The sequence below is a fragment of the Spiroplasma endosymbiont of Panzeria rudis genome (assembly GCF_964019705.1).
Classification (GTDB): domain Bacteria; phylum Bacillota_I; class Bacilli_A; order Mycoplasmatales; family VBWQ01; genus Spiroplasma_E; species Spiroplasma_E ixodetis_A.
Genome location: NZ_OZ026460.1, coordinates 993,950 through 1,018,868 on the forward strand (window position 1 = coordinate 993,950; position 24,919 = coordinate 1,018,868).

At 23.3% G+C, this 24,919-nt stretch carries 29 protein-coding genes and 2 pseudogenes; 13 read left to right on the forward strand and 18 right to left on the reverse strand.

The annotated features are described in order from the left end of the window. Positions 1–20: 20 nt before the first annotated feature. A pseudogene (locus AACK89_RS05535) lies at positions 21–450 on the reverse strand (transposase); the annotation flags it as partial. Between the two features lie 76 nt (positions 451–526). Between AACK89_RS05535 and AACK89_RS05540 the strand changes: the two are divergent. Beyond that, positions 527–1,626, forward strand: a protein-coding gene (locus AACK89_RS05540) for an IS3 family transposase (RefSeq protein ID WP_338977819.1) whose coding sequence is annotated in 2 segments (ribosomal slippage) — positions 527–770 and positions 770–1,626 — 1,101 coding nt in all. Because the reading frame shifts where the segments join, the coding sequence is not laid out codon by codon here. Positions 1,627–1,676: 50 nt separating this feature from the next. On the opposite strand, the gene AACK89_RS05545 is transcribed toward AACK89_RS05540, so the two are convergent. Further along, positions 1,677–2,858 carry a TIR domain-containing protein gene (locus AACK89_RS05545; protein ID WP_338977767.1) on the reverse strand — a complete coding sequence of 394 codons (1,182 nt, stop codon included), beginning with the start codon at positions 2,856–2,858 and terminating at the stop codon, positions 1,677–1,679. Between the two features lie 289 nt (positions 2,859–3,147). Then, complete coding sequence (locus tag AACK89_RS05550) at positions 3,148–3,714, reverse strand: hypothetical protein (protein WP_338977822.1); 567 nt, start codon at positions 3,712–3,714, stop codon at positions 3,148–3,150. A 470-nt stretch (positions 3,715–4,184) separates the two neighbouring features. On the opposite strand from AACK89_RS05550, the gene AACK89_RS05555 reads away from it, so the two are divergent. Further along, a protein-coding gene (locus AACK89_RS05555) for an IS3 family transposase (protein ID WP_338977768.1) occupies positions 4,185–5,284 on the forward strand; the annotation gives its coding sequence in 2 pieces (ribosomal slippage) (positions 4,185–4,428 and positions 4,428–5,284; 1,101 coding nt in all). A 4-nt stretch (positions 5,285–5,288) separates the two neighbouring features. Here AACK89_RS05555 and AACK89_RS05560 read toward each other — a convergent pair. Beyond that, complete coding sequence (locus AACK89_RS05560) at positions 5,289–5,717, reverse strand: hypothetical protein (RefSeq protein WP_338977825.1); 429 nt, start codon at positions 5,715–5,717, stop codon at positions 5,289–5,291. A gap of 211 nt (positions 5,718–5,928) precedes the next feature. Between AACK89_RS05560 and thyA the strand changes: the two genes are divergently transcribed. The 3 genes from thyA to AACK89_RS05575 are packed head-to-tail and all read left to right on the forward strand — an operon-like array spanning position 5,929 to position 8,029. Next, positions 5,929–6,798 (forward strand): thymidylate synthase, encoded by an 870-nt coding sequence (gene thyA, locus AACK89_RS05565; RefSeq protein ID WP_338977826.1) that lies wholly within the window; start codon positions 5,929–5,931, stop codon positions 6,796–6,798. After that, entirely contained in the window at positions 6,798–7,289 is a 492-nt protein-coding gene (locus tag AACK89_RS05570; RefSeq protein ID WP_338977827.1) for a dihydrofolate reductase, read from the forward strand. The genes thyA and AACK89_RS05570 overlap by 1 nt, the downstream gene beginning before the upstream one ends. A gap of 2 nt (positions 7,290–7,291) precedes the next feature. After that, entirely contained in the window at positions 7,292–8,029 is a 738-nt protein-coding gene (locus AACK89_RS05575) for a lysophospholipid acyltransferase family protein (protein WP_338977829.1), read from the forward strand. 44 nt (positions 8,030–8,073) lie between these two features. Here the strand turns inward: AACK89_RS05575 and AACK89_RS05580 are convergent, their stop codons facing one another. From AACK89_RS05580 to mgtA, 5 genes and pseudogenes are all read right to left on the reverse strand, one after another. Continuing rightward, complete coding sequence (locus AACK89_RS05580; protein WP_338977831.1) at positions 8,074–8,787, reverse strand: hypothetical protein; 714 nt, start codon at positions 8,785–8,787, stop codon at positions 8,074–8,076. Between the two features lie 175 nt (positions 8,788–8,962). Beyond that, positions 8,963–10,201, reverse strand: a complete 1,239-nt coding sequence (locus AACK89_RS05585; RefSeq protein ID WP_338979300.1) for an IS256 family transposase — start codon at positions 10,199–10,201, stop codon at positions 8,963–8,965. Positions 10,202–10,248: 47 nt separating this feature from the next. Beyond that, a complete protein-coding gene (locus AACK89_RS05590) occupies positions 10,249–10,533 on the reverse strand; it encodes a hypothetical protein (RefSeq protein ID WP_338977834.1) in 285 nt (94 codons plus the stop codon). Between the two features lie 112 nt (positions 10,534–10,645). Further along, positions 10,646–11,794, reverse strand: a complete 1,149-nt coding sequence (locus AACK89_RS05595; protein WP_338979302.1) for an ankyrin repeat domain-containing protein — start codon at positions 11,792–11,794, stop codon at positions 10,646–10,648. 207 nt (positions 11,795–12,001) lie between these two features. Continuing rightward, positions 12,002–14,712, reverse strand: a pseudogene (gene mgtA / locus AACK89_RS07695) (magnesium-translocating P-type ATPase). Between the two features lie 382 nt (positions 14,713–15,094). Between mgtA and AACK89_RS05610 the strand changes: the two are divergent. The 7 genes from AACK89_RS05610 (at position 15,095) to AACK89_RS05640 (ending at position 19,756) form a co-directional block, all read left to right on the forward strand. Further along, entirely contained in the window at positions 15,095–15,295 is a 201-nt protein-coding gene (locus tag AACK89_RS05610) for a hypothetical protein (protein WP_252320689.1), read from the forward strand. Between the two features lie 69 nt (positions 15,296–15,364). Next, complete coding sequence (gene yihA / locus AACK89_RS05615; RefSeq protein WP_286640905.1) at positions 15,365–15,979, forward strand: ribosome biogenesis GTP-binding protein YihA/YsxC; 615 nt, start codon at positions 15,365–15,367, stop codon at positions 15,977–15,979. Positions 15,980–16,880: 901 nt separating this feature from the next. Beyond that, the gene (locus tag AACK89_RS05620; protein WP_338977841.1) at positions 16,881–17,399 is read left to right on the forward strand and encodes a hypothetical protein; all 519 of its coding nucleotides are present in this window, start codon (positions 16,881–16,883) and stop codon (positions 17,397–17,399) included. A 134-nt stretch (positions 17,400–17,533) separates the two neighbouring features. After that, a complete protein-coding gene (locus AACK89_RS05625) occupies positions 17,534–17,737 on the forward strand; it encodes a hypothetical protein (RefSeq protein ID WP_338977655.1) in 204 nt (67 codons plus the stop codon). Positions 17,738–17,745: 8 nt separating this feature from the next. Continuing rightward, positions 17,746–18,210 carry a hypothetical protein gene (locus AACK89_RS05630; protein WP_338977657.1) on the forward strand — a complete coding sequence of 155 codons (465 nt, stop codon included), beginning with the start codon at positions 17,746–17,748 and terminating at the stop codon, positions 18,208–18,210. A 2-nt stretch (positions 18,211–18,212) separates the two neighbouring features. Further along, the gene (locus tag AACK89_RS05635; RefSeq protein WP_338977844.1) at positions 18,213–18,470 is read left to right on the forward strand and encodes a hypothetical protein; all 258 of its coding nucleotides are present in this window, start codon (positions 18,213–18,215) and stop codon (positions 18,468–18,470) included. Positions 18,471–18,517: 47 nt separating this feature from the next. Next, positions 18,518–19,756 (forward strand): IS256 family transposase, encoded by a 1,239-nt coding sequence (locus AACK89_RS05640; protein WP_281749630.1) that lies wholly within the window; start codon positions 18,518–18,520, stop codon positions 19,754–19,756. A 171-nt stretch (positions 19,757–19,927) separates the two neighbouring features. On the opposite strand, the gene AACK89_RS05645 is transcribed toward AACK89_RS05640, so the two are convergent. From AACK89_RS05645 to AACK89_RS05675, 7 genes are all read right to left on the reverse strand, one after another. Further along, complete coding sequence (locus AACK89_RS05645) at positions 19,928–20,110, reverse strand: hypothetical protein (protein ID WP_281748424.1); 183 nt, start codon at positions 20,108–20,110, stop codon at positions 19,928–19,930. Positions 20,111–20,121: 11 nt separating this feature from the next. Beyond that, on the reverse strand, positions 20,122–20,358 hold the full coding sequence (locus AACK89_RS05650; protein WP_281748423.1) for a hypothetical protein: 237 nt from the start codon (positions 20,356–20,358) through the stop codon (positions 20,122–20,124). Further along, on the reverse strand, positions 20,358–20,519 hold the full coding sequence (locus AACK89_RS05655; RefSeq protein ID WP_174480223.1) for a hypothetical protein: 162 nt from the start codon (positions 20,517–20,519) through the stop codon (positions 20,358–20,360). The genes AACK89_RS05650 and AACK89_RS05655 overlap by 1 nt, the downstream gene beginning before the upstream one ends. A gap of 3 nt (positions 20,520–20,522) precedes the next feature. Further along, positions 20,523–20,816, reverse strand: a complete 294-nt coding sequence (locus AACK89_RS05660; RefSeq protein WP_281748421.1) for a hypothetical protein — start codon at positions 20,814–20,816, stop codon at positions 20,523–20,525. Beyond that, positions 20,806–21,243 (reverse strand): hypothetical protein, encoded by a 438-nt coding sequence (locus tag AACK89_RS05665; protein ID WP_338977849.1) that lies wholly within the window; start codon positions 21,241–21,243, stop codon positions 20,806–20,808. The genes AACK89_RS05660 and AACK89_RS05665 overlap by 11 nt, the downstream gene beginning before the upstream one ends. 8 nt (positions 21,244–21,251) lie before the next feature. After that, a complete protein-coding gene (locus AACK89_RS05670) occupies positions 21,252–21,455 on the reverse strand; it encodes a hypothetical protein (RefSeq protein ID WP_281748672.1) in 204 nt (67 codons plus the stop codon). A gap of 134 nt (positions 21,456–21,589) precedes the next feature. Further along, on the reverse strand, positions 21,590–22,108 hold the full coding sequence (locus AACK89_RS05675) for a hypothetical protein (protein ID WP_338977851.1): 519 nt from the start codon (positions 22,106–22,108) through the stop codon (positions 21,590–21,592). Between the two features lie 835 nt (positions 22,109–22,943). Here AACK89_RS05675 and AACK89_RS05680 point away from each other — a divergent pair. Continuing rightward, entirely contained in the window at positions 22,944–23,681 is a 738-nt protein-coding gene (locus AACK89_RS05680; protein ID WP_338977854.1) for a hypothetical protein, read from the forward strand. Positions 23,682–23,710: 29 nt separating this feature from the next. Here AACK89_RS05680 and AACK89_RS05685 read toward each other — a convergent pair whose 3' ends face one another. Continuing rightward, on the reverse strand, positions 23,711–23,878 hold the full coding sequence (locus AACK89_RS05685; protein WP_338973776.1) for a hypothetical protein: 168 nt from the start codon (positions 23,876–23,878) through the stop codon (positions 23,711–23,713). Between the two features lie 128 nt (positions 23,879–24,006). Then, on the reverse strand, positions 24,007–24,915 hold the full coding sequence (locus tag AACK89_RS05690) for an ABC transporter ATP-binding protein (protein WP_338977856.1): 909 nt from the start codon (positions 24,913–24,915) through the stop codon (positions 24,007–24,009). Positions 24,916–24,919: the final 4 nt, after the last annotated feature.

The following is a 24,919-nucleotide window of genomic DNA, read 5'->3' on the forward strand; positions in this document are numbered from 1 at the left end:
ATCTTTGTTTTACAAAGTTACTAATTTAGATTAATTCTGTCTTCAAATTTTATCATAAAATGAGCAATTGCTGTATTTCAATTTTAAATAGGCAATGTTCATTTTTTTGTTATATTTTTAATTGCCAAGTAAAATATTTTGAAAACTGCCATATCATTAGGAAAAACTTTTTTTATTTCTGATGATTTTTCGTAATTGACTATTAACAGATTCAATAGCATTTGTAGTATAAATCACTCTTTTGATTTCTACTGGATAACTAATAAAAACCATTAAATTATCTCAATTTTTATATCAAGATTTAGTAATTTGAGGATATTGTTTATTTCATTTACTTTCAAACGATTCTAAAGCTTGCATTGCTTGTTCTTCACTACATGCACTATAAATTGGTTTTAAATCTGCAACTAGACCTTTTCGATGTTTGTATGAAACATATTTTAAACTATTTGGATAGGTTACACTTTGTTGGACACTAATTACGTAGACAAGTGAACAAATTAGTTAAAAGAAAGGAACTATAATTATGGCCAATATTAACTCATATACCGATGAATTTAAAAAACAAATAGTAGCTTTATATCAAAGCGGTAAGTCAGTGTCTTGTCTTGCTAAAGAGTACAATGTTACAAGAGCAGCTACTTATAATTGAATTAAGCAATTTACTAATTCAGGCAGTTTTAAAACTAAAGATAATCGTTCTATTGAAGAAAATGAATTAATTAAATTAAGAAAAGAATTAAAACAGTTACGAATGGAAAATGATATTTTAAAGCAAGCAGCACTAATAATAGGCAGAAAATAGAAATTATTGCTAAAAATAAAGTTAAATATAAAATTCGCACAATGTGTCATTTTTTAAAACTTTCTAAATCAACATATTATTTTAATTTAAAGGAAAAAGAAAGAAAACAAAATAATATTTATGATGAAGCTGTTATTAGTGCTTTTAAAGAAAATAAAGAAGTTTATGGAACAAGAAGATTAAAAGTTGTTCTAAAAGAAAAGAATATTTATTTGTCACGCAGAAAAATTAAAGAAATTATGAATAAACATAATTTAATATCAAAATACACTAAATTATCATTCAAAAATCATCATAATAAAGTCAACGATAGTCAAATAACCAATATCGTTAATAGAAACTTTAATAATAGGCTTAAAAATGAAGTTATTGTTAGTGATTTAACTTATGTTCAAGTTAATGGTAAATGAAACTATATTTGCCTATTAATTGACCTATTTAACCGCGAAATTATTGGACATAGTGTAGGTACTAAAAAAGATGCATCATTAGTACATCAAGCATTTATGCACTCAAATCGTTGTTTAAAAGATATTCAAATATTTCATAGTGATCGCGGTAATGAATTTAATAATAAAATTATTGATAAACTTTTACTAGCATTCAATATTAATCGCTCTTTAAGCAAAAAAGGTTGTCCTTATGATAACGCTGTTGCTGAAGCAACTTTTAAAACTTTCAAAATTGAATTTATTAATGATAAAAATTTTACATCATTAATCCAATTAAAATTAGAATTATTTGATTACATCAACTGATATAACAACATAAGAATTCACAGCACTTTAAACTACTTAACTCCAGTTAATTATCAAAAATAAATGTCTACCAAAAAATAGTCCTAAAAAGGGTTGCCATTCCATTGTATGTTTTAAAGATAGGATAAATATATTTCTGGACATTCTTGTGTATAATTAGTTTTACCAGAATTTATAAATTTTTTTGTTTTTTTAGTAAACTCTTGCATTGTTTTTTCTTCTTTTTCTTTTGCTTCACATTCTTCTGAATTACCTTTTTTATGGAGATGTATTCTTTTAAAATTTTCATCTTTCATTATACTTATTTTTTGTAGTTCACTACCAATTCCACTATCTTTACTATTATGTTTTAAAGATAATTTTCTTAAAAGATTACTTTTATTATCATCTTTAGTAAAGTTGGTTGTAGTTTCTTGTAGTAATTGATTATTAATTTCACTATCTTGAATTGAAGTTAATATTACATTATCTATTTTTTCCTCTAATTTAAAAGGTACTACAATATTACTATCATCATCTTTGTTAAAATCATTATCTTTACTCAAAGTTAATATTGCATCATTTATTTTTTCCTCTGATTTAGAAGGTACTACACTATCATTATCATCATTTTCTTTGTTAACACCATTATCTTTATTTGAAGATAATATTGCATTATCTATTTCTTTTTTTTCATTAAAAACAGTATCTTTAGTATTATCTTTTAAAACAGTTGGTTTTAAAAAACTAGGGCTGATAACATTTTGATAAAACATTTCTTCTTTTTTATGATTAGATTGAACTTTATCAAGTAAATTTTTAAGAATTATTATATCTGAAAAGATTTCATCATAAGTAGCAATAATTGCATGTTTATTTATTACGGTTTCATATATTCTTTGACCAGCATTTTCTTGGGTGATTAAAGAAGAATAATCACAAGTGTTATTAAAATTACAATTTATTTTTGCTTTTTTAATAAAATCAGCAGTTAAAAGTATTATAAAACTATTTATCTTCTTTCTTCTATTTAAACTTCCATATTTATTTAATGAAGCTTCAATTTCTCAGTCAATATGTTGTCTACATTTTGTATGTATTCCTAGAATAAGAATAGTAATAGTTGTATCTTTTAAATGATTTTGTCTAATAGTTTTAGCGATTTCATTATTTGATCATGTGGTATCAATATCCCCTATTTCTACAGACATGTCTTTTATATTTAAATAATTAGCATACTTTTTAATTAACTCTGCTAATTGGTCTTTTTCTTCTTGTTCTCTTAGATGATGATATGAAATAAAAATTTTTCTCACTGTTTAACTCCTTTTTTAATATTATTAAAAATTATGTTTTATAATTTTTTTGATTATAAAACATAAGTCTTAATAGGTAATTTTAAAGATATTGTTTTAAAAATTTAAATTTGTTTTTTACTTATATTTTATTTAAACATTTAATATTTTAATCTGTGTAGTTTAATAATTTTTTGATTTGTTCATTAATTGCAGTTGAAAGTGAAAGTATTGAAATAAAATATAAGTATTTGTTTTCTATTAAATCTTTTCTAACTTTATCAATTTGTTTTCAAAAATCTTCGATTTCTTATTTGCTTCAATTTTTATCATTAATGATGAAATTACCATTAGTATCTATTTTTGTTAGTGATCTACTAGCAATTAAGATTGGTCTGATTTTTAAATTCATAATTTTTAAAATTACATCTGTTACTAAGTTATTGTTATCGGAAGTTAATAATATTTGTTTACTTTCATCAAAAGTATTTTTAATACTTTTGATTGCTTCAGAAACTCTTCCTTCGGATTTATTTACTAATATTGAACTTGTCAAAATTATAAAAAAATTTCAGGCAATTTTTGTTGGTTTTTTATTAACTCCACTTTCTGATTTTAGGAATTTTTTAAATAAATTTATATCAACATCTCTAATAAATATTTCTTTAAAATATTTTCTTAATTTTATTTTTAATTCTTTTTTCGTTCCTATGATTTGATTAAAATCATTTGAAGAAAGTATCCTTTTAACTTTGTTTTTTTGTTTATAATTTAATAAAAATTTTATTAGTAAAAACATTAAAAGTAATATGAAAAAAATAAGTAAAGCAATACTTGAAATATAAGCTATTCAATTAAATATTTTAGTTGTAGTCAATCTGCTTTTCCTTAGTTTTATCCATAAAATGTTAAACATAATACGACAAAAAAATATATAACTTTTATATTTATAATTTAGGGTATTAGTTTAAAAAAAATAAAAAAATTTAGTATTATAATTTTTTAATTAAATAGTTACTTGTTTTGTGTTAGTTATTAATTTTATTTTAGTTTCTTATTAATATTTATTGAAAATTATTATGATATTAATAATAATTTTCCATTTTAATTATATACATATATAATTTAAAAAATCTATTAAAAAGCAACATAATATAAGAATTTTTTTAAAAAAATTATTTTTATAATGTTTCTTTTTTATGTATTTTATACTGATCTGTGTAGTTTAATAATTTTTTGATTTGTTCATTAGTTGCAGTTGAAAGTGAAGTTGGATAGGTTACACTTTATTGGACACTAATTACGTAGACAAGTGAACAAATTAGTTAAAAGAAAGGAACTATAATTATGGCCAATATTAACTCATATACCGATGAATTTAAAAAACAAATAGTAGCTTTATATCAAAGCGGTAAGTCAGTGTCTTGTCTTGCTAAAGAGTACAATGTTACAAGAGCAGCTACTTATAATTGAATTAAGCAATTTACTAATTCAGGCAGTTTTAAAACTAAAGATAATCGTTCTATTGAAGAAAATGAATTAATTAAATTAAGAAAAGAATTAAAACAGTTACGAATGGAAAATGATATTTTAAAGCAAGCAGCACTAATAATAGGCAGAAAATAGAAATTATTGCTAAAAATAAAGTTAAATATAAAATTCGCACAATGTGTCGTTTTTTAAAACTTTCTAAATCAACATATTATTTTAATTTAAAGGAAAAAGAAAAAAAACAAAATAATATTTATGATGAAGCTGTTATTAGTGCTTTTAAAGAAAATAAAGAAGTTTATGGAACAAGAAGATTAAAAGTTGTTCTAAAAGAAAAGAATATTTATTTGTCACGCAGAAAAATTAAAGAAATTATGAATAAACATAATTTAATATCAAAATACACTAAATTATCATTCAAAAATCATCATAATAAAGTCAACGATAGTCAAATAACCAATATCGTTAATAGAAACTTTAATAATAGGCTTAAAAATGAAGTTATTGTTAGTGATTTAACTTATGTTCAAGTTAATGGTAAATGAAACTATATTTGCCTATTAATTGACCTATTTAACCGCGAAATTATTGGACATAGTGTAGGTACTAAAAAAGATGCATCATTAGTACATCAAGCATTTATGCACTCAAATCGTTGTTTAAAAGATATTCAAATATTTCATAGTGATCGCGGTAATGAATTTAATAATAAAATTATTGATAAACTTTTACTAGCATTCAATATTAATCGCTCTTTAAGCAAAAAAGGTTGTCCTTATGATAACGCTGTTGCTGAAGCAACTTTTAAAACTTTCAAAATTGAATTTATTAATGATAAAAATTTTACATCATTAATCCAATTAAAATTAGAATTATTTGATTACATCAACTGATATAACAACATAAGAATTCACAGCACTTTAAACTACTTAACTCCAGTTAATTATCAAAAATAAATGTCTACCAAAAAATAGTCCTAAAAAGGGTTGCCATTCCAGTATTTTTAATACTTTTGATTGCTTCAGAAACTCTTCCTTCGGATTTATTTACTAATATTGAACTTGTCAAAATTATAAAAAAATTTCAGGCAATTTTTGTTGGTTTTTTATTAACTCCACTTTCTGATTTTAGGAATTTTTTAAATAAATTTATATCAACATCTCTAATAAATATTTCTTTAAAATATTTTCTTAATTTTATTTTTAATTCTTTTTTCGTTTCTATGATTTGACTAAAATCATTTGAAGAAAGTATCCTTTTAACTTTGTTTTTTTGTTTATAATTTAATAAAAATTTTATTAGTAAAAACATTAAAAGTAATATGAAAAAAATAAGTAAGCTAGAACCAGAAATAACACCTATTCAACTAAATACTTGATTTTGACTCAATTTAATTTTCCTTTCAAATAACATGAAATATGATGTTGATATTTTATTTTAATTATACATAGACATAATAAAAATTAAATATTTATTAAGTGTATTTTACAAATTTTTGAATATGTATATAAAATAAATAATAAAATTAAAACTTAGATAAAAAAATATTTTTTGTTAAAATATAATTGATTTAATTTGATTTATGAAAGAGGTAATGATTATGAAACAATATTTAGATTTATGTCAATATGTTTTAGAAAAAGGATATAAAAAAGCTGATAGAACAGGCACTGGTACTGTTTCTACTTTTGGTTATCAAATGCGTTTTGATTTACAAAAAGGTTTTCCCATATTAACTACAAAAAAAGTTCATTTTGCTTCTATTGTTCATGAGTTATTATGATTTATTGCTGGTGATACTAATATTGAATATTTAGTTAAAAATAATATTAGAATTTGAAATGAGTGACCTTATAAGAAATTTATGGAAAGTAAAAAATATCAAAATGAAACTTTAGAAGAATTTGTTGAAAAAATTAAAACTGATCATCAATTCGCTCTTGAATTTGGTGATTTAGGACCTGTTTATGGTAGACAATGACGTAATTTTAATGGTGTTGATCAGTTGCAGGAGTTAATAGAAAATTTAAAAAACAATCCTTTTTCACGAAGACACATTTTATCAGCATGAAATCCTGCAGAAATTAAAAATATGGCACTACCACCATGTCATACTTTAATTCAATTTTACGTTTCTGATGATAAAAAATTATCTTGTCAATTATATCAACGTAGTGCAGATATTTTTTTAGGAGTTCCTTTTAATATTGCTTCTTATGCATTATTAACAATAATGTTAGCACAAATATGTGGCTATCAGTTAGGAGAATTTATTCACACTTTAGGTGATGCTCATATTTATAGTAATCATTTTTCACAAATTAATGAACAATTAATTAGAAAACCAAAATCATTACCAATTTTAGTTATTAATAAAAATATTACTAATTTATTTAATTTTAAATTTGAAGATTTTAAATTAGAACAATATGATCCATATCCGTTGATTAGAGGTCAGGTTGCAGTATAATGGTAATTTTAGTTTGAGCAATGACCAAAGAAAAGGTAATTGGTTTTAATAATAAATTGCCCTGAAAAATTAAAGAAGAAATGCAATATTTTCAGAGCATTACTTTAAATAAAAATGTATTAATGGGTTCAAAAAATTTTGAAAGTATTGGCAAACCATTAAAAAATCGTTACAATATAGTTGTTACTAATCATCAAGAACGTTATCAACAATTTCTAAATGATAATAATATTACTTTCACAAATGATATTATTTCATATTTAAAACAATATCAAGGTAATAAAAAAACAGATATTTGTATTATTGGTGGTGCTGAAATTTATAAGCAGGCATGAGATTATGCTGATTATTTATATGTTTCAGTCATTAAAAATTTATATAATGGTGATCTTTTATTTCCTATTAGTAATTTTTCTGATTTTAAATTAATCAAAACAACAGAATTTGCAGAATTTGTGGCGAATGTGTATCAAAGAAAGGAAAAAAAATAATAATGAACATTTGAAAAGCAATTTTAACATGACCTTATTTATTACAAACTTATAGTAAATCAGGTTCAATGACAAGAAAGGTATTAAAAGACCCAAGTTTAGTTTCTGAAGCAAAACGATATATTTGATTGAAAAAACGTGTGCGTTATATTAAATGATTATATAATATTAAATTAACCGTTCATAACATTGAGAATTGACCAAAAAGAAAAGGTTGTGTAATGGTTGCCAATCATCAATCAAATTTTGATCCATTATTAGTATTATCGGTAAATGATTATAGTTTATATGCACCTTTAGGTTTTATTGCAAAAGAAGAATTAAAAAAAAGCCATTTGGCACGAAGATTTATTTTTTTAATTGATGTTTTATTTATTGATCGTAATAATCCACGAACAGCCGTTACGGCTTTTCAAGAAGCAAAGGAATTAATTAGAATTCCGCGTACAATGATGATTTTTGCAGAAGGAACAAGAAGTCATCAACAAGAAATGCAAGAATTTAAAGCAGGTGCTTTTAATATGGCATATCAATCTTATGTACCAATTATTCCTGTTACTATTATTAATTCTTATCAAATTTTTGATCGAAAATATAAAGGCAAAAAAGATATTCATCTTATTTTTCATAAGCTAATTGAGCCAAGTGAATTTATTAAATTATCTACTGATGTATTATCAAAGCAAGTATTTAATATTATTAAAAAAGGAATTGATGATTTTAGCAATAATAAAATTTAAGTAGTAATAATAAAAGGTTGTTAATTAACAACCTTTTATGATGTTTAAGAGTCAATAATTAATTTCTGATGTGATTTTTGTTTTTTATAATTACGTAAATTTTTTACTGATGTAATTATTAGTGAAGAAGATGTATATCAAATTATTACGATAATTAATCATAGTAGGATATTAATAAATTGTTCTTTATTTAAGCCAAGACCATTTTGTAATAATAAGAATACACTTAAGTAAGCACAAATAACACCAATTGATCCACATAGTGTGAAAGCAATTGCTGGTTTAATTTCATAGTTTTTATCTTTAATAAAACGTGTGCCAGCAACTGGCATTAAAAAAGCTGCAGATCCCATCATAATTGGAAAAGCACATTCAGCGTTAAGACCTAATAAATAAGTAGTTGCCATTGCTGGAGCATAAATACCAATGCCTAATGCCATGAAAGCACCAAGGATAAAGAATATACTAATACCAACCAAATATTTTCATCAAATATCAAGACTATTATTATTACCCGCTGTTGGCATAATTCCAATTTGTTTTTGACCTAAAAGCATGATAATTGAAACAATAAATAATAGAATACCAATAAATAGTTGTGATCAACTAAGTTTAATTTTATTTGCGATAATGGCGCCTAAATAGGCACCTAATGTTGCAGCAGAAATTAATGAAACTAGTGTTGGTCATGCTACTTGAATTAAAGCAATAAAAATAATTGCTTCTAAGCAAGTAGGAATACTATGACCAACATTCATAATTCCTAAAATTTTTTTATCATTACGTACTTGTTTTGTTAATTTTAATAAAATAATACTTACTGCAAATGAACCAATACCAATTGTGTCACAAAAATCAGCAATAAAACCAATTATTCCTAGTTTTCAAAATGAGGCTTTTTAATAATCTGTGTATCTTTGTTTTACAAAGTTACTAATTTAGATTAATTCTGTCTTCAAATTTTATCATAAAATGAGCAATTGCTGTATTTCAATTTTGAATAGGCAATGTTCATTTTTTTGTTATATTTTCAATTGCCAAGTAAAATATTTTGAAAACTGCCATATCATTAGGAAAAACTTTTTTATTTCTGATGATTTTTCGTAATTGACTATTAACAGATTCAATAGCATTTGTAGTATAAATCACTCTTTTGATTTCTACTGGATAACTAATAAAAACCATTAAATTATCTCAATTTTTATATCAAGATTTAGTAATTTGAGGATATTGTTTATTTCATTTACTTTCAAACGATTCTAAAGCTTGCATTGCTTGTTCTTCACTACATGCACTATAAATTGGTTTTAAATCTGCAACTAGACCTTTTCGATGTTTGTATGAAACATATTTTAAACTATTTCTAATTTGATGAACAATGCATAATTGATGTTCTGTTTTAGGATAAACTGATTGTATTGCTTCTGACATGCCTGTTAAATTATCACTACAAGCAATAAGAATATCATTTAAGCCACGATTTTTCATTTCTGTGAAATTAGATAATCAAAACTTAGAACCTTCATTTTCACTAATTCATAATCCTAAAACATCTTTTTTGCCTTCTAAATCAACTCCTAATGCTATATAAACTGATTTGTTAATAATCCGTTTATCTTGTCGTACTTTAACTACTATACAATCAAAATAAACAATAGGATAAATACTTTCTAATGGTCGATTTTGTCATGCTTTAACATCATCAATAACATCATCAGTAATTTGACTAATAACACTTTCACTAATATCAGCACCATGATATAACTCTTGCAACTGCATTCTAATGTCAGATAATGTCATTCCTTTTGCATACAAGGAAAGAACTTGTTGATCAAAACCATCAAATCTTCTTTGCCTTTTAGGAACTATTACAGGAGTAAAATTACTATTGCGATCTCTTGGTACATCAATTTCAATTTTACCTTGTTGAGTTATTAATTTTTTTGAACTTGTACCATTACGAGCATTTTCAGTAGTACTATGTTGATTTTTTTCATATCCTAAATAATTTTGCATTTCAGAATTCAACATTTTTTCAACTAATCTTTTTGTTAATTGTTTATATAAACCGCCAGGTTTAAAAACTGTTGTTAAATCTTCAGTATTTTCTAGTAATAAATCTACTGCTTTTGATATTGGATCATTATTATTAAAGTTATCTTTTTTAGCCATCTGTAACTCACTCTTTCTAGTCATTTAATTATATTTACTAGAATTAATTAAACATAGTTATTTTTGTAAGTTACACAGATTACTAAACATTTCCTTCAAAATCGTTGTTTAAAATTATCTTCAAAATTATGGATATGTTCTTCATCAAATTGTGAATAACTATTTTTTATAAGATATCATGTAAAAATTGCTACTATTATTAACAAAATAGTAATAAAAATAATAGCAACAATTGAGGGTTTTCAAATATTTGTTAAAAATAAAGTAAGTAATAATACAAATAAAGAAATAGGAATTATTAATAAACTATAGTATATTGTTTTTTTATTCATAGTTATGTCCTTTTTTCTTTTAGATTTACTTTATGTTATTTAAGATTTTATCATGAAAAAATCCAAAAAAATATTATTATCTTTTAATTTTTTTTATTTCTTTTTTTAAAAATTATATTTTTAAAGAATTTGATTTATCACATTTGTTCTGTAAATTATGATTTTGTAAATCTATAGAATTTATTTGTTCTTTTCAATAATTTGATTCATTAATTATATTTTGTATTTCTAAATGTCCATTTCTAGTAGCTCATGTTAAAGCACTATCACCATTAGCATCTAAATGAGTAATATCTATATCATTTTTTATTAAAGTGTTAACTACATCTAGGTGTCCTTCTTTGGCAGCTCATATTAGAGCATTATCACCAAAATAATTAATATGATTAAGGTCAATTCCACTTTTTATTAAAGTGTTAACTACATCTAGGTGTCCTTCTTTGGCAGCTCATATTAGAGCATTATTACCATATTTTGTTTTATGATTAATAATATCACTATTTTTTGTTAATAAAGCGTTAATTACTTCTGTGTGTCCGTTTCTGGCAGCTCATATTAAGGCATTTTCACCAACATTATTTTCGCGATTAATATTAATATCATTCTTTATTAAAATTTTTACTATATCTAAGTGTCCATTTTTAGCCGCTATTATTAAAGCAGTATTATTAAATTTAGTTCTATGTAGAATTACATCAGAGTTTATTTTAATTAAAGTATCAACTATTTCCAAATAACGTTTTCTGGCGGCTATTATTAAAGCAGAGTCACCAAGGTTGTTTACATGATTATTAATGTCATTATCTTTTGTTATTAAAACTTTAACTGTTTCTGTGTGTCCGTTTTCAGTAGCTCATATTAGAGCAGTATCACCAAATATATTTGTATCATTAATATAAGCACCACTTTTTAATAAAGTTTTAATTGTATTTACATGCCCATTTTGTGCTGCTGATATTAGAGCGCTATCACCAATTCAATTTTTGTGATTAATAATCTTACTATTTGTTGCTAATAAAGCGTTAACTACTTCTGTGTGTCCCTTTTTAGCAGCCATTCTTAAAGCATCATCACCAAAATCATTTATATGGTTAATATTAACGTTATTTTTTAATAAAATTTGAACAATTTTTAAATTACCATGTTCAGCAGCTATTGTTAATGGACTATTATAATGTTCATCTACATAATTAACATCAGCATTATTTTTTAGTAAAGTTTGGGTCAATTCTAAATCATCATGTTTAGCGGCTTTAATTAATTTTTATAGTTGTATTTAATTTAGATATTTCTTTTAAATTAGACATTTTTTTCTCCTATCAAATTAAAAAACCTATTTATTTTAAAACTAAAATAAATAGGTTAAAAACTTATATTAAGTTTGAAAAAATTATATCATAAGATTTATTTCTATAGTAAATATAGATAATTTCTATTTAAAATTGCAAACTTTAATATTAATTAGCCGTTATAATCATTTTTTAAATACTTTAATGTATCCCATTTTTATTAATTGACTTAGCACACAATAAGTCATGATTATTCCTAAAACAATTGGAATATAGACTGGCGGTGGTCCTATCATATTCATTTGATGACCAATGTAAGTATAAGGTAAACCTAATCCAATGGTACAAATAACAATTGCCATTATATTCACCGGTCAAGTACCACGACTTTGAATAAAAGGAATTTTTTCAGTTCTAAACATTTGTACTATTAATGTTTGTGTTAATAAACCTTCAATAAATCATCCTGAGTTGAACATATTAATATTTTCTGCAGAAGGATTACCAAAGACACCAAATCCAAATCCTAAAATTGCAAAAGTAGAGATATCAAAAATGCTACTTATAGGTCCATTAATAAAAGCAAATGGTAACATTCCTTTTGGATTTCAGCGTTGTGGTTTTAATAAAAATGATGGATCAACACGATCAAAGGCAATTGTAAATTGTGAAATATCATATAATAAATTTTGAAATAATAATTGTACTGGTGACATTGGTGCAAAAGCAAATCATGCTGATGCTACTAGCACACTAAAGACATTACCAAAGTTAGAAGCAATCGTGATTTTAATATATTTTAAAATATTACCAAAAATGCGACGACCTTCAATAATACCTTTTTCTAAAACTAATAATGATTTTTCTAATAAAATGATATCTGATGCTTCTTTTGCAATATCAGTAGCATTATCAACAGAAATTCCAACAGCAGCATTTCTTAATACTAAAGCATCATTAATACCATCACCCATGAAACCAACGACGTGATCATTACTTTTTAAAGTTTGAATAATCTTTGCCTTTTGTAATGGGTTTAGTTTAACAAAAATATTATTATTTTCAACAATTCTTTTTAATTCATATTCAGTTAGGCCAGTTAATTGTTCACCAGAAATTAATCCTTTAATTTCTAGATTAACACGATTACAAATTGCTCTTGTTACTAATTCATTATCACCAGTTAATATTTTAAGATCAACACCATGTGTTTTTAGCAATTTGATCATTTTTGTTGCTGTAGGTTTTGGTGTATCAAGAAAAGTTACAAAACCAAGAAAAATTAAATTTTTTTCGTTTGTTTCATTATATTTATTATTAGTAAGATTTGTATCTTCATATGAGACACCTAAGACACGTAATCCTTGTTCATTTAATTTTGTTATTTTTTTATTAACCATTTTCATTAAATCAGAATTTAATGGTATTACTTTATCTTGATAAACTATACGATTACATGTATTAATAACTTCTTCAATTGCACCTTTACAAATTAATTTTTTATTATTTAATTTATTTTCTAAAACAACTGTTAATTTACGACGATTAAAATCAAAAGGAATTTCATCAATTTTTTGATAATAATTACTTATATTTTTTAATTTGTTTTTTTCTCCAAATTCAAGTATTGAATTATCCATTGGATTTTTTATTCCTGTTTGAAAATAACTATTTAAATAAATAAACTTAATTAAGTCATTATTTGTTTTATTATCCAATGTTATATGGTTGACTACTTCAAATTATCATTAGTTAAAGTTCCTGTTTTATCAGTACATAAAATATCAATTGCACCTAAATTTTGAATAGCAGCTAGTTGTTTAACAACTACTTTTTGTTTACTCATTTTACTAGCACCTCGCGCTAGATTAGAGGTAACAATCATTGGTAGCATTTCAGGAGTCAAACCAACAGCAACCGAAATTGAAAAAATAAATGCTGCAGGTCAATTGTTTTTTAAAAGACCATTGATAATTAACACAATGGGTACCATTACTAGCATAAAGCAAATTAACATTAAAGTAACGCGTTTAATTCCTTTGGAAAAACTGCTTAATGGACGTTGTTTATTTATTGTATCAACAATAGTAGCGAAGTAGGTGTTAGTAGCTGTTGCTATAACAATAGCAATTGCACTTCCAGAGACAACACTTGTTCCCATAAAACAAATATTTTGTAAATCAAATAAGTTTTGATATGTAGGATCGTTAATAGCGTGTTTTTCAGCAAGTAGTGATTCTCCTGTTAATGATGATTGATTAATAAATAAATCATTGCTTAATAAAATTTTTAAATCAGCAGGAATTAAATCACCCGCTGATAAATAAATTAAATCACCTAGTAATAATTCATTAACATTTATTTCTTGTGCTTGTTTAATTATTTTAATTGAGTTTTCTTTAGTAATTTGATTAATGTTTATATTACGAATAACAGTAGTTGTATTTTTGACCAAAATTGTTAAATGTTTAGTAATAAAAAAAGCTCGTATTGATTGAATGTAAATTAGGGTTCCACTTAATAAAATCATAGTTCCAACAATAATAGCGGCAACCAATGAATAAATTGAAGTATCATTTGTTGTAAAATATGAGAATAAATTATAGATAGTAATAATTGCTAAAATTATATTGAATGGTCCAAAATATGCTTTTAAAAATTCTAAAATTCAATTAAATTTTGTATTTTTTAAAGTATTAATACCATATTTTTTTCTTCTTATTTCAATTTGGTCTGTTTTAAGACCAAAATTATGTAAATCTAAATTTTTTAGTAATTGTTTTTGGTTAAAATGTGCAATTTGTTTAATATAATCACCATTTGTGTAAACTAATGGTTTTTTAAAACTAAATTGTAATTTAAAATAAATTTTGTTTAAAAAAATCTTCATAATTTCTTTACCTCCTTATTTTTCTTATTTTAAGACTTTTAAATAAGGATTTAGAAATTTATTAACACGTTAAAAAAATATTTTTTTAGTAAAAATACCAGGAGAATATTTAACTGAATCTTTATTTAAAAGTGTACTTTTAAAATTACTAATTTTTAAATTAGTATTATTTTTCTTATTATAAACGGAATCGCTGTCAGTCATGATATCACTCTCCTTTATCCTTTGACATTTTAACATGTTTCTCTTTAAAAAGATAACTTTTTTTAATTTATATAATTTTAAGAAAAAGATGATTACTATAAAATATTCGAATTTATTTTATGTTATTATTAATTAATGTTACGTGTTACTTTAATAATTAAAATAATAGGAGGTAAACATGAATACATTTGTAATAGTTGGTATTATTATAATAGCTATTGCTATTATTAGTTTTATGTTATTATTTAAAATTATAAAATGACTTGCTATTTGTATTATTGTTGGTGGTATCATTTTGGCTGCATTATTTTTTGGTTTTGGTATATGGCCATTAGATAATATTCATTTTACTAATTTTATTAATATTAATAAAAATTAAAATAATAAATAATAATTAGTTTAAATCTTAACTATTAACTATAATATATTTTTGAATAAGAGGTAAAAAATGGAACGAATTAAGCAAGCACAATTTTTAACTAGTGCTATTAAAGAAGAACAATGGCCGCAGGATGAAATTCCTGAATTTTGTTTTGTTGGTCGCAGTAATGTTGGTAAATCAACATTTTTAAATACAATTTGTAATAATGGTAAGTTAGCTAGAGTTTCACAAACACCTGGTAAAACACAAATGCTAAATTTTTTTACAATTAATAATAATATTTGTCGCTTTGTTGATGTTCCTGGCTATGGTTTTGCTAAAGTATCAAATGAAAAAAAAATCCAATTTGCGACAATGATGGATGAATATTTTCAGTCACGAAAAAATTTAAAAGCAGTTTTTTTATTATTAGATTTAAGACATGCACCCAGTAAAGATGATATTGATATGTTGGAATATTTACAACATTATCATTTAAAAATTCATTTAATTGCTACTAAAGTTGATAAAGTGAAAAATAGTCAATTAGTAAAAAATAAAAAATTAATATTATCAACTTTAAAACTTAGCACTAATACTCCTATTATTTTATTTTCTAGTATTAGTAAACAAGGAATTGATTTAGTAATTAGTAAATTAGCAGATGATGTTAATACTAATGAAGTTGAAGTAGAAACTTAATAGTATAATATTTGTTGCTATAAAAAAAGATAAAAGTTGTTTAATATGTATATATTTATTAAAAATATCAATATTCAGTATAGAATAGAATAGGACGGTTGTCAAAGTTACGAAATAATTAATTATCATATTAGTAACTTATTTCCAAAAATGAATTATTTGAAAAATAATGAAAATTAGACAAAATTACTTTCTTTAACCCTTAAATTTAAATTTATATTCGACGTATTTTAAAAAATATACATTTAAAAAATAAAATAAAAATTATTAACAAAGTTATTAAGGAAAAAGGCAAGAAATAATCTTGTCTTTTTTTTGTAATTGTAAAATTTTAAAATTTTTAATAAACCTCTTTAGCACTATTATCAACACGTGTTAGGGAACTAAAAAAGTGAACTACAACACAGTTGTTAAAAATAGTAGCTAGAACATGTGGACTTGCATGGATAAATAAAAAGTGGATGATGCCTAATAAAATATACTAACCAGTAATGGTAATTCTTGGGGTGGGAGCGAATTGGAAACTAGTATATATAGACCTGTTGTAGGGACCTATTGTATTAATTCTATTCTTTATTTAACCAACCTTGCCACTCCCCAGTGAGCAAGTGTTGGTTTTATTTTTTATTTTTTTTGAAAAATTTTTTTGGGCGAGAAAATAAATTTCAAACTTGTAAAAAAAATTGAGCGGTGCCGGTTCAATTAAAATATTAATTTGTTTAACACAAATTAAATAAAGATTGAATCGAATGCCTCAATGTTTTTTAAAATTTCACAATTTATTTTTGAGCCCAGTTTTCATGGAATGAATAAAACGAATAGTAGTATTATTAATAATCTAAAAATCAAAATATATGTTCTTTATGCTAGAAGCAACAGAACATATTAGGAAAGGATTATTATGCAAATAGAATTTAAAAAAGAACAAATTGTTAAAGATAAACCACAATCTATTCTTATTGATTATGGTGAATATAAATTACAATTTCCAAAATGAATGGTTAAAAATAATAGTTTTATTGCTGATTATAAATATACATATTGAGTTTTTAATTTAGAAAATATTAAAAGAGAATTAAGTGGTAATGAATTAATAAAATTATTAGAACCATATATTAAAGACCAAAAAATAACTGTTAATAAACCAACTGCTCCAAAAGAATATTATCTTAATGATATAAAACTTGAACCATTAAAATTTTATGAACAGCATAATAGTTGATTTATGGGTGAAATAACAGATAACAAAACTAAAATTACTAATCCTTGTTTTAAATATAACATTACGTGAGAAGAAAACAGAAAAGGTTTTAAAATAAATAATCCATATAAACATGATGATTTACCAATTAATTATATAGTTACTTCTTATAAGGAAATTTCAACTCATAATGAAAAAGTATTTTTGTTGAACATGTAAACAAAATAAATTAGATTATTTATTCTTTAATACTAATGATATAAAAACAAGAAAATATTTTTTAAGAGATAAAAATAGTAAAGTAATTTGTTATGACTGTATTTTAAATATTAGGTTAAGTAGGAGGTATAAATATGGATAAAGAATATTTAACTAAAAGAGAAACGATTTGTATACCAGACAGTGATGATATTGAATTTAAAATAGGACTAATTAAACTGATTGATGATTTAAAAAAAGATAATTTAGTTTGTGGTCATAAAGAATTTATTGAAGAATGTAAATATTGTTGATGTAATTGTGATTTAGAAATTTTTAAAACAGTTATTAGAGGTTAACTTAATTAATGCAATATGACTTAATTATTGGAATTGACCCCGCTGGAATTGGTAATAATGGAATTGTTATATATTCACCTGAAACTAATAATATTGTTTTTAATGAAACATTTAATACATTAACTGTTTTATGAACTAAAAATATGTATAAAGAAAAATTTCAATTAATTAAAGAAAAATTTATTGATAAAAAAATATTAGTTATTGTAGAAAATTTCTTTTTAAGTTCAAAACAATTATTAACTAATCCATTAGCAACACCTAAAATTATTGGTGCATTAATGGTATTAGTACAAGATGTTTTCAACTGAGATTATCTAGAAAACCACCCAAAAAATAAAACTAAAATAAAAAATTATAAAGGAAATATAAAATTAACAAAACATGAACAAGATGCTTATAAGCATATTCAATATTATTTAAAAAATCATAAAAAAATATTAATTTTTAATAATTATTTAAGGAAATTATAAAAATGAAAGATAAAACAAATTATGTCAAATTAACAGTAAAACTAAGTAACACTATTGAAGCAAAATATTACGAAAAAGGTAATAAAGAATTATATTATAGTGTTAGAGGTCAATGAAATGGATTAAACTATGTTATTTTAATTTTTAACAACCCAAAATTTTATAGACGCTGTATTTTATTAAACAAAAATGATGAAATTATAGTAACTGGTCGGAAATGTTTAGTAATCTGTGTAACTTACAAAAATAACTATGTTTAATTAATTCTAGTAAATATAATTAAATGACTAGAAAGAGTGAGTTACAGATGGCTAAAAAAGATAACTTTAATAATAATGATCCAATATCAAAAGCAGTAGATTTATTACTAGAAAATACTGAAGATTTAACAACAGTTTTTAAACCTGGCGGTTTATATAAAGAATTAACAAAAAGATTAGTTGAAAAAATGTTGAATTCTGAAATGCAAAATTATTTAGGATATGAAAAAAATCAACATAGTACTACTGAAAATGCTCGTAATGGTACAAGTTCAAAAAAATTAATAACTCAACAAGGTAAAATTGAAATTGATGTACCAAGAGATCGCAATAGTAATTTTACTCCTGTAATAGTTCCTAAAAGGCAAAGAAGATTTGATGGTTTTGATCAACAAGTTCTTTCCTTGTATGCAAAAGGAATGACATTATCTGACATTAGAATGCAGTTGCAAGAGTTATATCATGGTGCTGATATTAGTGAAAGTGTTATTAGTCAAATTACTGATGATGTTATTGATGATGTTAAAGCATGACAAAATCGACCATTAGAAAGTATTTATCCTATTGTTTATTTTGATTGTATAGTAGTTAAAGTACGACAAGATAAACGGATTATTAACAAATCAGTTTATATAGCATTAGGAGTTGATTTAGAAGGCAAAAAAGATGTTTTAGGATTATGAATTAGTGAAAATGAAGGTTCTAAGTTTTGATTATCTAATTTCACAGAAATGAAAAATCGTGGCTTAAATGATATTCTTATTGCTTGTAGTGATAATTTAACAGGCATGTCAGAAGCAATACAATCAGTTTATCCTAAAACAGAACATCAATTATGCATTGTTCATCAAATTAGAAATAGTTTAAAATATGTTTCATACAAACATCGAAAAGGTCTAGTTGCAGATTTAAAACCAATTTATAGTGCATGTAGTGAAGAACAAGCAATGCAAGCTTTAGAATCGTTTGAAAGTAAATGAAATAAACAATATCCTCAAATTACTAAATCTTGATATAAAAATTGAGATAATTTAATGGTTTTTATTAGTTATCCAGTAGAAATCAAAAGAGTGATTTATACTACAAATGCTATTGAATCTGTTAATAGTCAATTACGAAAAATCATCAGAAATAAAAAAGTTTTTCCTAATGATATGGCAGTTTTCAAAATATTTTACTTGGCAATTGAAAATATAACAAAAAAATGAACATTGCCTATTCAAAATTGAAATACAGCAATTGCTCATTTTATGATAAAATTTGAAGACAGAATTAATCTAAATTAGTAACTTTGTAAAACAAAGATACACAGATTATTAAAAAGCCTCTTTAGTCATGTTTATTCTCCTTTATTTGTTTTTATCAGTTCTCTTATAACATCTAATAAAGAATCTACTACATAAGAATTTAATTCAAATTCATAATTTCTAATTTTAATTTTTTCCTTTTTCATTTTTTTATTCTCCTTTAATTTCAATAACATAATCAATTGTTATATTTTTGTAATTATTAAAATGAGTTTTACATAATCCTAATTTTGTATCTTTTTTAATTGAGCAAACATATATTTCTTGATTACTATTATTATTTTTACAACCATAACTATCACAATATCATAGTCATTCATAATCATTAATCATTTTATTTTCCTTTAATTTTCTAATTTTTTAATTGTTACTTTAATTCAACCTTGATAAACGTAATTATCACCAACTATTAATGCAACATTACTTTCGGGGTCAGAAACAATTATGTGTTTTGATTTAACATTTGGGTATTGTCTTAAAATAATTGCTCTAATATCATTACTTGTATGAATTGCTTTTGGAAATGGTGATAATATTTCAATTTCATCTTTATTTTCAAACAAAGTAGGTAATATAATCATTAATTATTCTCCTTATTTTTAATTTGATTAGCAATTTCACTTAATATTTTCAATACTTTATATTCATTTTTTAATTCTTTAATAATAAATATTAAAAATATTATTAGTGTTATACTTGTTATTAATATTGGTACTATTAATAAAATTTTTCATAATATCATTTTTTACTCTTTTCATTTTTTAAATCATTTAACATTTATTGAACAAAATGCACGATTTTTAGGAATATTTAAAGTATTAAAGATTTGACCAGTTACTATAATTTCATCGTTTTTGTTTAATAAAATACATCGGTTATAAAGCTTTGGATTGTTAAAAATTAAAGTAACATAGTTTAATCCATTTCATTGTCCACGAACACTATAATATAATCCTTTATTACCTTTTTCGTAATATTTTGCTTCAATACTGTTACTCAGTTTTACTGTTAATTTGACATAATTGGCTTTATCTTTCATTTTTATAATTCCTTAAATAATATTGAATGTGTTTATATGCATCTTGTTCATGTTTTGTTAATTTTATATTTCCTTTATAATTTTCTATTTTAGTTTTATTTTTTGGTTCACTTCCTAAATAATCTCAATTCATAACATCTTCTACTAATACCATTAATGTACCAATAGTTTTAGGAGTTGCTAATGGATTAGTTAATAATTGTTTTGAATTTAAAAAGAAATTTTCGACAATAACTAATATTTTTTTATTATCAGAATGTTTTTTAATTAATAAAAAGTATTTTTTATACAAATTTTTACTTTCTAAAACTGTTTTAGTTTTAAATGTTTCATTAAAAATAATATTATTAGTTTCATTTGAATATATAACAATTCCATTATTACCAATACCAGCGGGGTCAATACCAATAATTAAGTCATATTGCATTAATTAAGTTAACCTCTAATAACTGTTTTAATAATTTCTAAATCACAATTACATCAACAATATTTACATTCTTCAATAAATTCTTTATGACCACAAACTAAATTATCTTTTTTTAAATCATCAATCAGTTTAATTAGTCCTATTTTAAATTCAATATCATCACTGTCTGGTATGCAAATCGTTCCTCTTTTAGTTAAATATTCTTTATCCATATTTATACCTCCTACTTAACCTAATATTTAAAATACAGTCATAACAAATCGCTTTACTATTTTTATCTCTTAAAAAATATTTTCTTGTTTTTATATCATTAGTATTAAAGAATAAATAATCTAATTTATTTTGTTTACATGTTCAACAAAAATACTTTTTCATTATGAGTTAAAATTTCCTTATAAGAAGTAACTATATAATTAATTGGTAAATCATCATGTTTATATTGATTATTTATTTTAAAACCTTTTCTGTTTTCTTCTCACGTAATGTTATATTTAAAACAAGGATTAGTAATTTTAGTTTTGTTATCAGTTATTTCACCCATAAATCAACTATTATGCTGGTCATAAAATGTTAGTGGTTCAAGTTTTATATCATTAAGATAATATTCTTTTGGAGCAGTTGGTTTATTAACAGTTATTTTCTGTTCAGAAATATATGGTTCTAATAATTTTGTTAATTCATCACCATTTAATTCTCTTTTAATATTTTCAGAATTAAAAACTCAATATGTGTAATTATTATCAACAATAAAAGAATTATTTTTAATCATTCATTTTGGAAGTGATAATTTATATTCAACATAATCAATAAGAATAGATTGTGGTTTATCTTTAACAATTTGTTCTTTTTTAAATTCTATTTGCATAATAATCCTTTCCTAATATGTTCTGTTGCTTCTAGCATAAAGAACATATATTTTGATTTTTAGATTATTAATAATACTACTATTCGTTTTATTAATTCCAGCAATTCTGGGCTCAAAAATAAATTGTGAAATTTTAAAAAACATTAAGGCATTCGATTCAATATTTATTTAATTTGTGTTAAACAAATTAATATTTTAATTGAACCGGCACCGCTTAATTTTTTTTACAAGTTTGAAATTTATTTTCTCGCCCAAAAATTTTTTCAAAAAAAATAAAAAATAAAACCAACACTTGCTCACTGGGGAGTGGCAAGGTTGGTTAAATAAAGAATAGAATTAATATAATAGGTCCCTACAACAGGTCTATATATACTAGTTTCCAATTCGCTCCCACCCCAAGAATTACCATTAAATGGTTAGTATATTTTATTAGGTATCACTCCACTTTTTATTTATCCATGCAAGTCCACATGCTAGCTACTATTTTTAACAACTGTGTTGTAGTTCACTTTTTTAGTTCCCTAACACGTGTTGATAATAGCGTTAAAGAGGGTTCTTAAAAATTTTAAAATTTTACAATTACAAAAAAAGACAAGATTATTTCTTTTCTTTTCCTTAATAACTTTGAGAATAATTTTTATTTTTTAAATGTATATTTTTTAAAATACGTCGAATATAAATTTAAATTTAAGGGTTAAAGAGAGTAATTTTGTCTAATTTTTCATTATTTTGCAAATAATTCATTTTTGGAAATAAATTACTAATATAGGAATAAATTATTTCGTAAATTTGACAACCGCCCATTTTTTTAGGATATAGAGTCTTTGTTCAAAATATGAATATGGGTGCGTGAAGTCCTTTTACAAGCAAAATAATTATCTATGGTGGTCCAATTATAATGATTATTAGTGGGTTAGCTTTAAAAATTAATATCGCAATGCAAAACGCTTTATATGGTGGTACCACATTACAGCCGCTTTCTAAAGAAGGATATATTTCTAATAAGTTATTTAATTTAAATAAAGATGGAATTCCTGTTAAAGCAGCAGTTATTAATTTAATAGTAACATCTGTTATGTTAATTTTATGATTAGTTATTCCTGATTTGATTAAAGGAATTTGGTTAGTTTCACATCCTGATCAACAATATTCATCAGCTTTTAATGTTGCTAATTTATCATCAGCTTTTTCTGTAATTACAATGTTTATTTATATCATGGTTTTAATTACAGTATTAAAATTAGCATTAGATAAAAAATTAAAACTAAATTGATATGAAAAAATTACTTTTCCATTTATTTTAGTAACTTTAGGTTTAATGTTTGTTTGACATTATTATTTTATTATTTATGATGCAGTTACAGCAACTGATTCAAGTGCAATAGTTGCTATGGTTATTGAATTAGTATTTATTTTAAGTAATGTGATTTTTGCAATAACTTGATACTTTGCTTATTACTATAAAAAATATAAAATTCGTTTAAAAACAAATCCTAATTTACAAGTAGAATTGAATAGTGAATTTACTTTTAATTTAGAACATCAATCAAAATTAGCAAAATGTAATAGTTAATAAAAAAATAAGTTACTCTATAGAGTAACTTATTTTTTTATTAAATTAGTTTTTTTATATTTGTTGTTTATTTCTTCTTTTAAATTATTAATTATTTTGTATTCTTGTTCTCAATTTATTTTTATTTGATTTTTTTCTTCAAGTGTTTTCTTAAATTCATGTTGATGTTTATTTATTCATTCATTAACTTTTTGCATTTTTTCTCCTTATTAAAATGAAAAGGTATTTATTTAAAATAATTAAACTTATATTAAGTTTATAAATAATTATACTATAAGAAATTAAAAAGATTAGAAATTTTATAGTTAAATTTTTGTTTTTTATTTTATAAAAAATTTTTTAAATGTGATAAATCTATTTCTTTTTCATAAAGATTTTGAATACCAATTTTATATTTATTTAAAATTGAACTAAGATTATTAATTTTTTCTTGTGTATCTAAGCGAATTAAGATTTCATTTAAATCTTTAAGATATTTAAATTGATATTGATATTTTATTAATATAGTGGCTGTTAATGGTAAATTGTTAGTAGTCAAAATAAAAATTTTGCCAACATCAAATTTTGCTATTGGTCCACTATAAAGCATTTTTCCCAAATCAATAATAGTACAATCATCAATAATATCTTTAACCTCGTTAATCATATGAGTTGTTAAGAAAATAGTTTTACCTTCTGCTTTTAATCTTTTTAATACATTTGTAAAATATTTTCGTGACTCTGAATCTAAGTTTGAACCAGGTTCATCAAGAATTACTAGTTCTGGATCATGTGCTAAGGCTTGAATTAGCATAATTCTATTTTTCATTCCTGAAGAGAAAGAATTTAAACCCTTATTACGATGTTCTCATAAATTAAAATTATTTAATAATTTTTGTAAATTAACTTCTAGAGCACTATCGGTAATAGTGGTTGTTTGTCCTAAATATTTTAAAAAATTATAAGCTGTTAAACCTTGTGGAAAGTTTTCTAAATTTAAGGAATAACCTAAACTTAATTTTGATTTTGCACTTCCTGCTTTGTAATCATTAACCTTAATTGTACCACTGTATCTGTTACTAGGCATTGCACCAATGATAGACTTTAATAAAACAGATTTTCCGCTACCAGATTGACCAACCAAAGCATGAATAGTTCCTTTAAATACAGTAAAATTTATATTACTAATATTAAACTTTTTAAATTTTTTGTTATAGTTTCTGACACTAATCATAATGTCTTCTGTAGTTCCCATAATA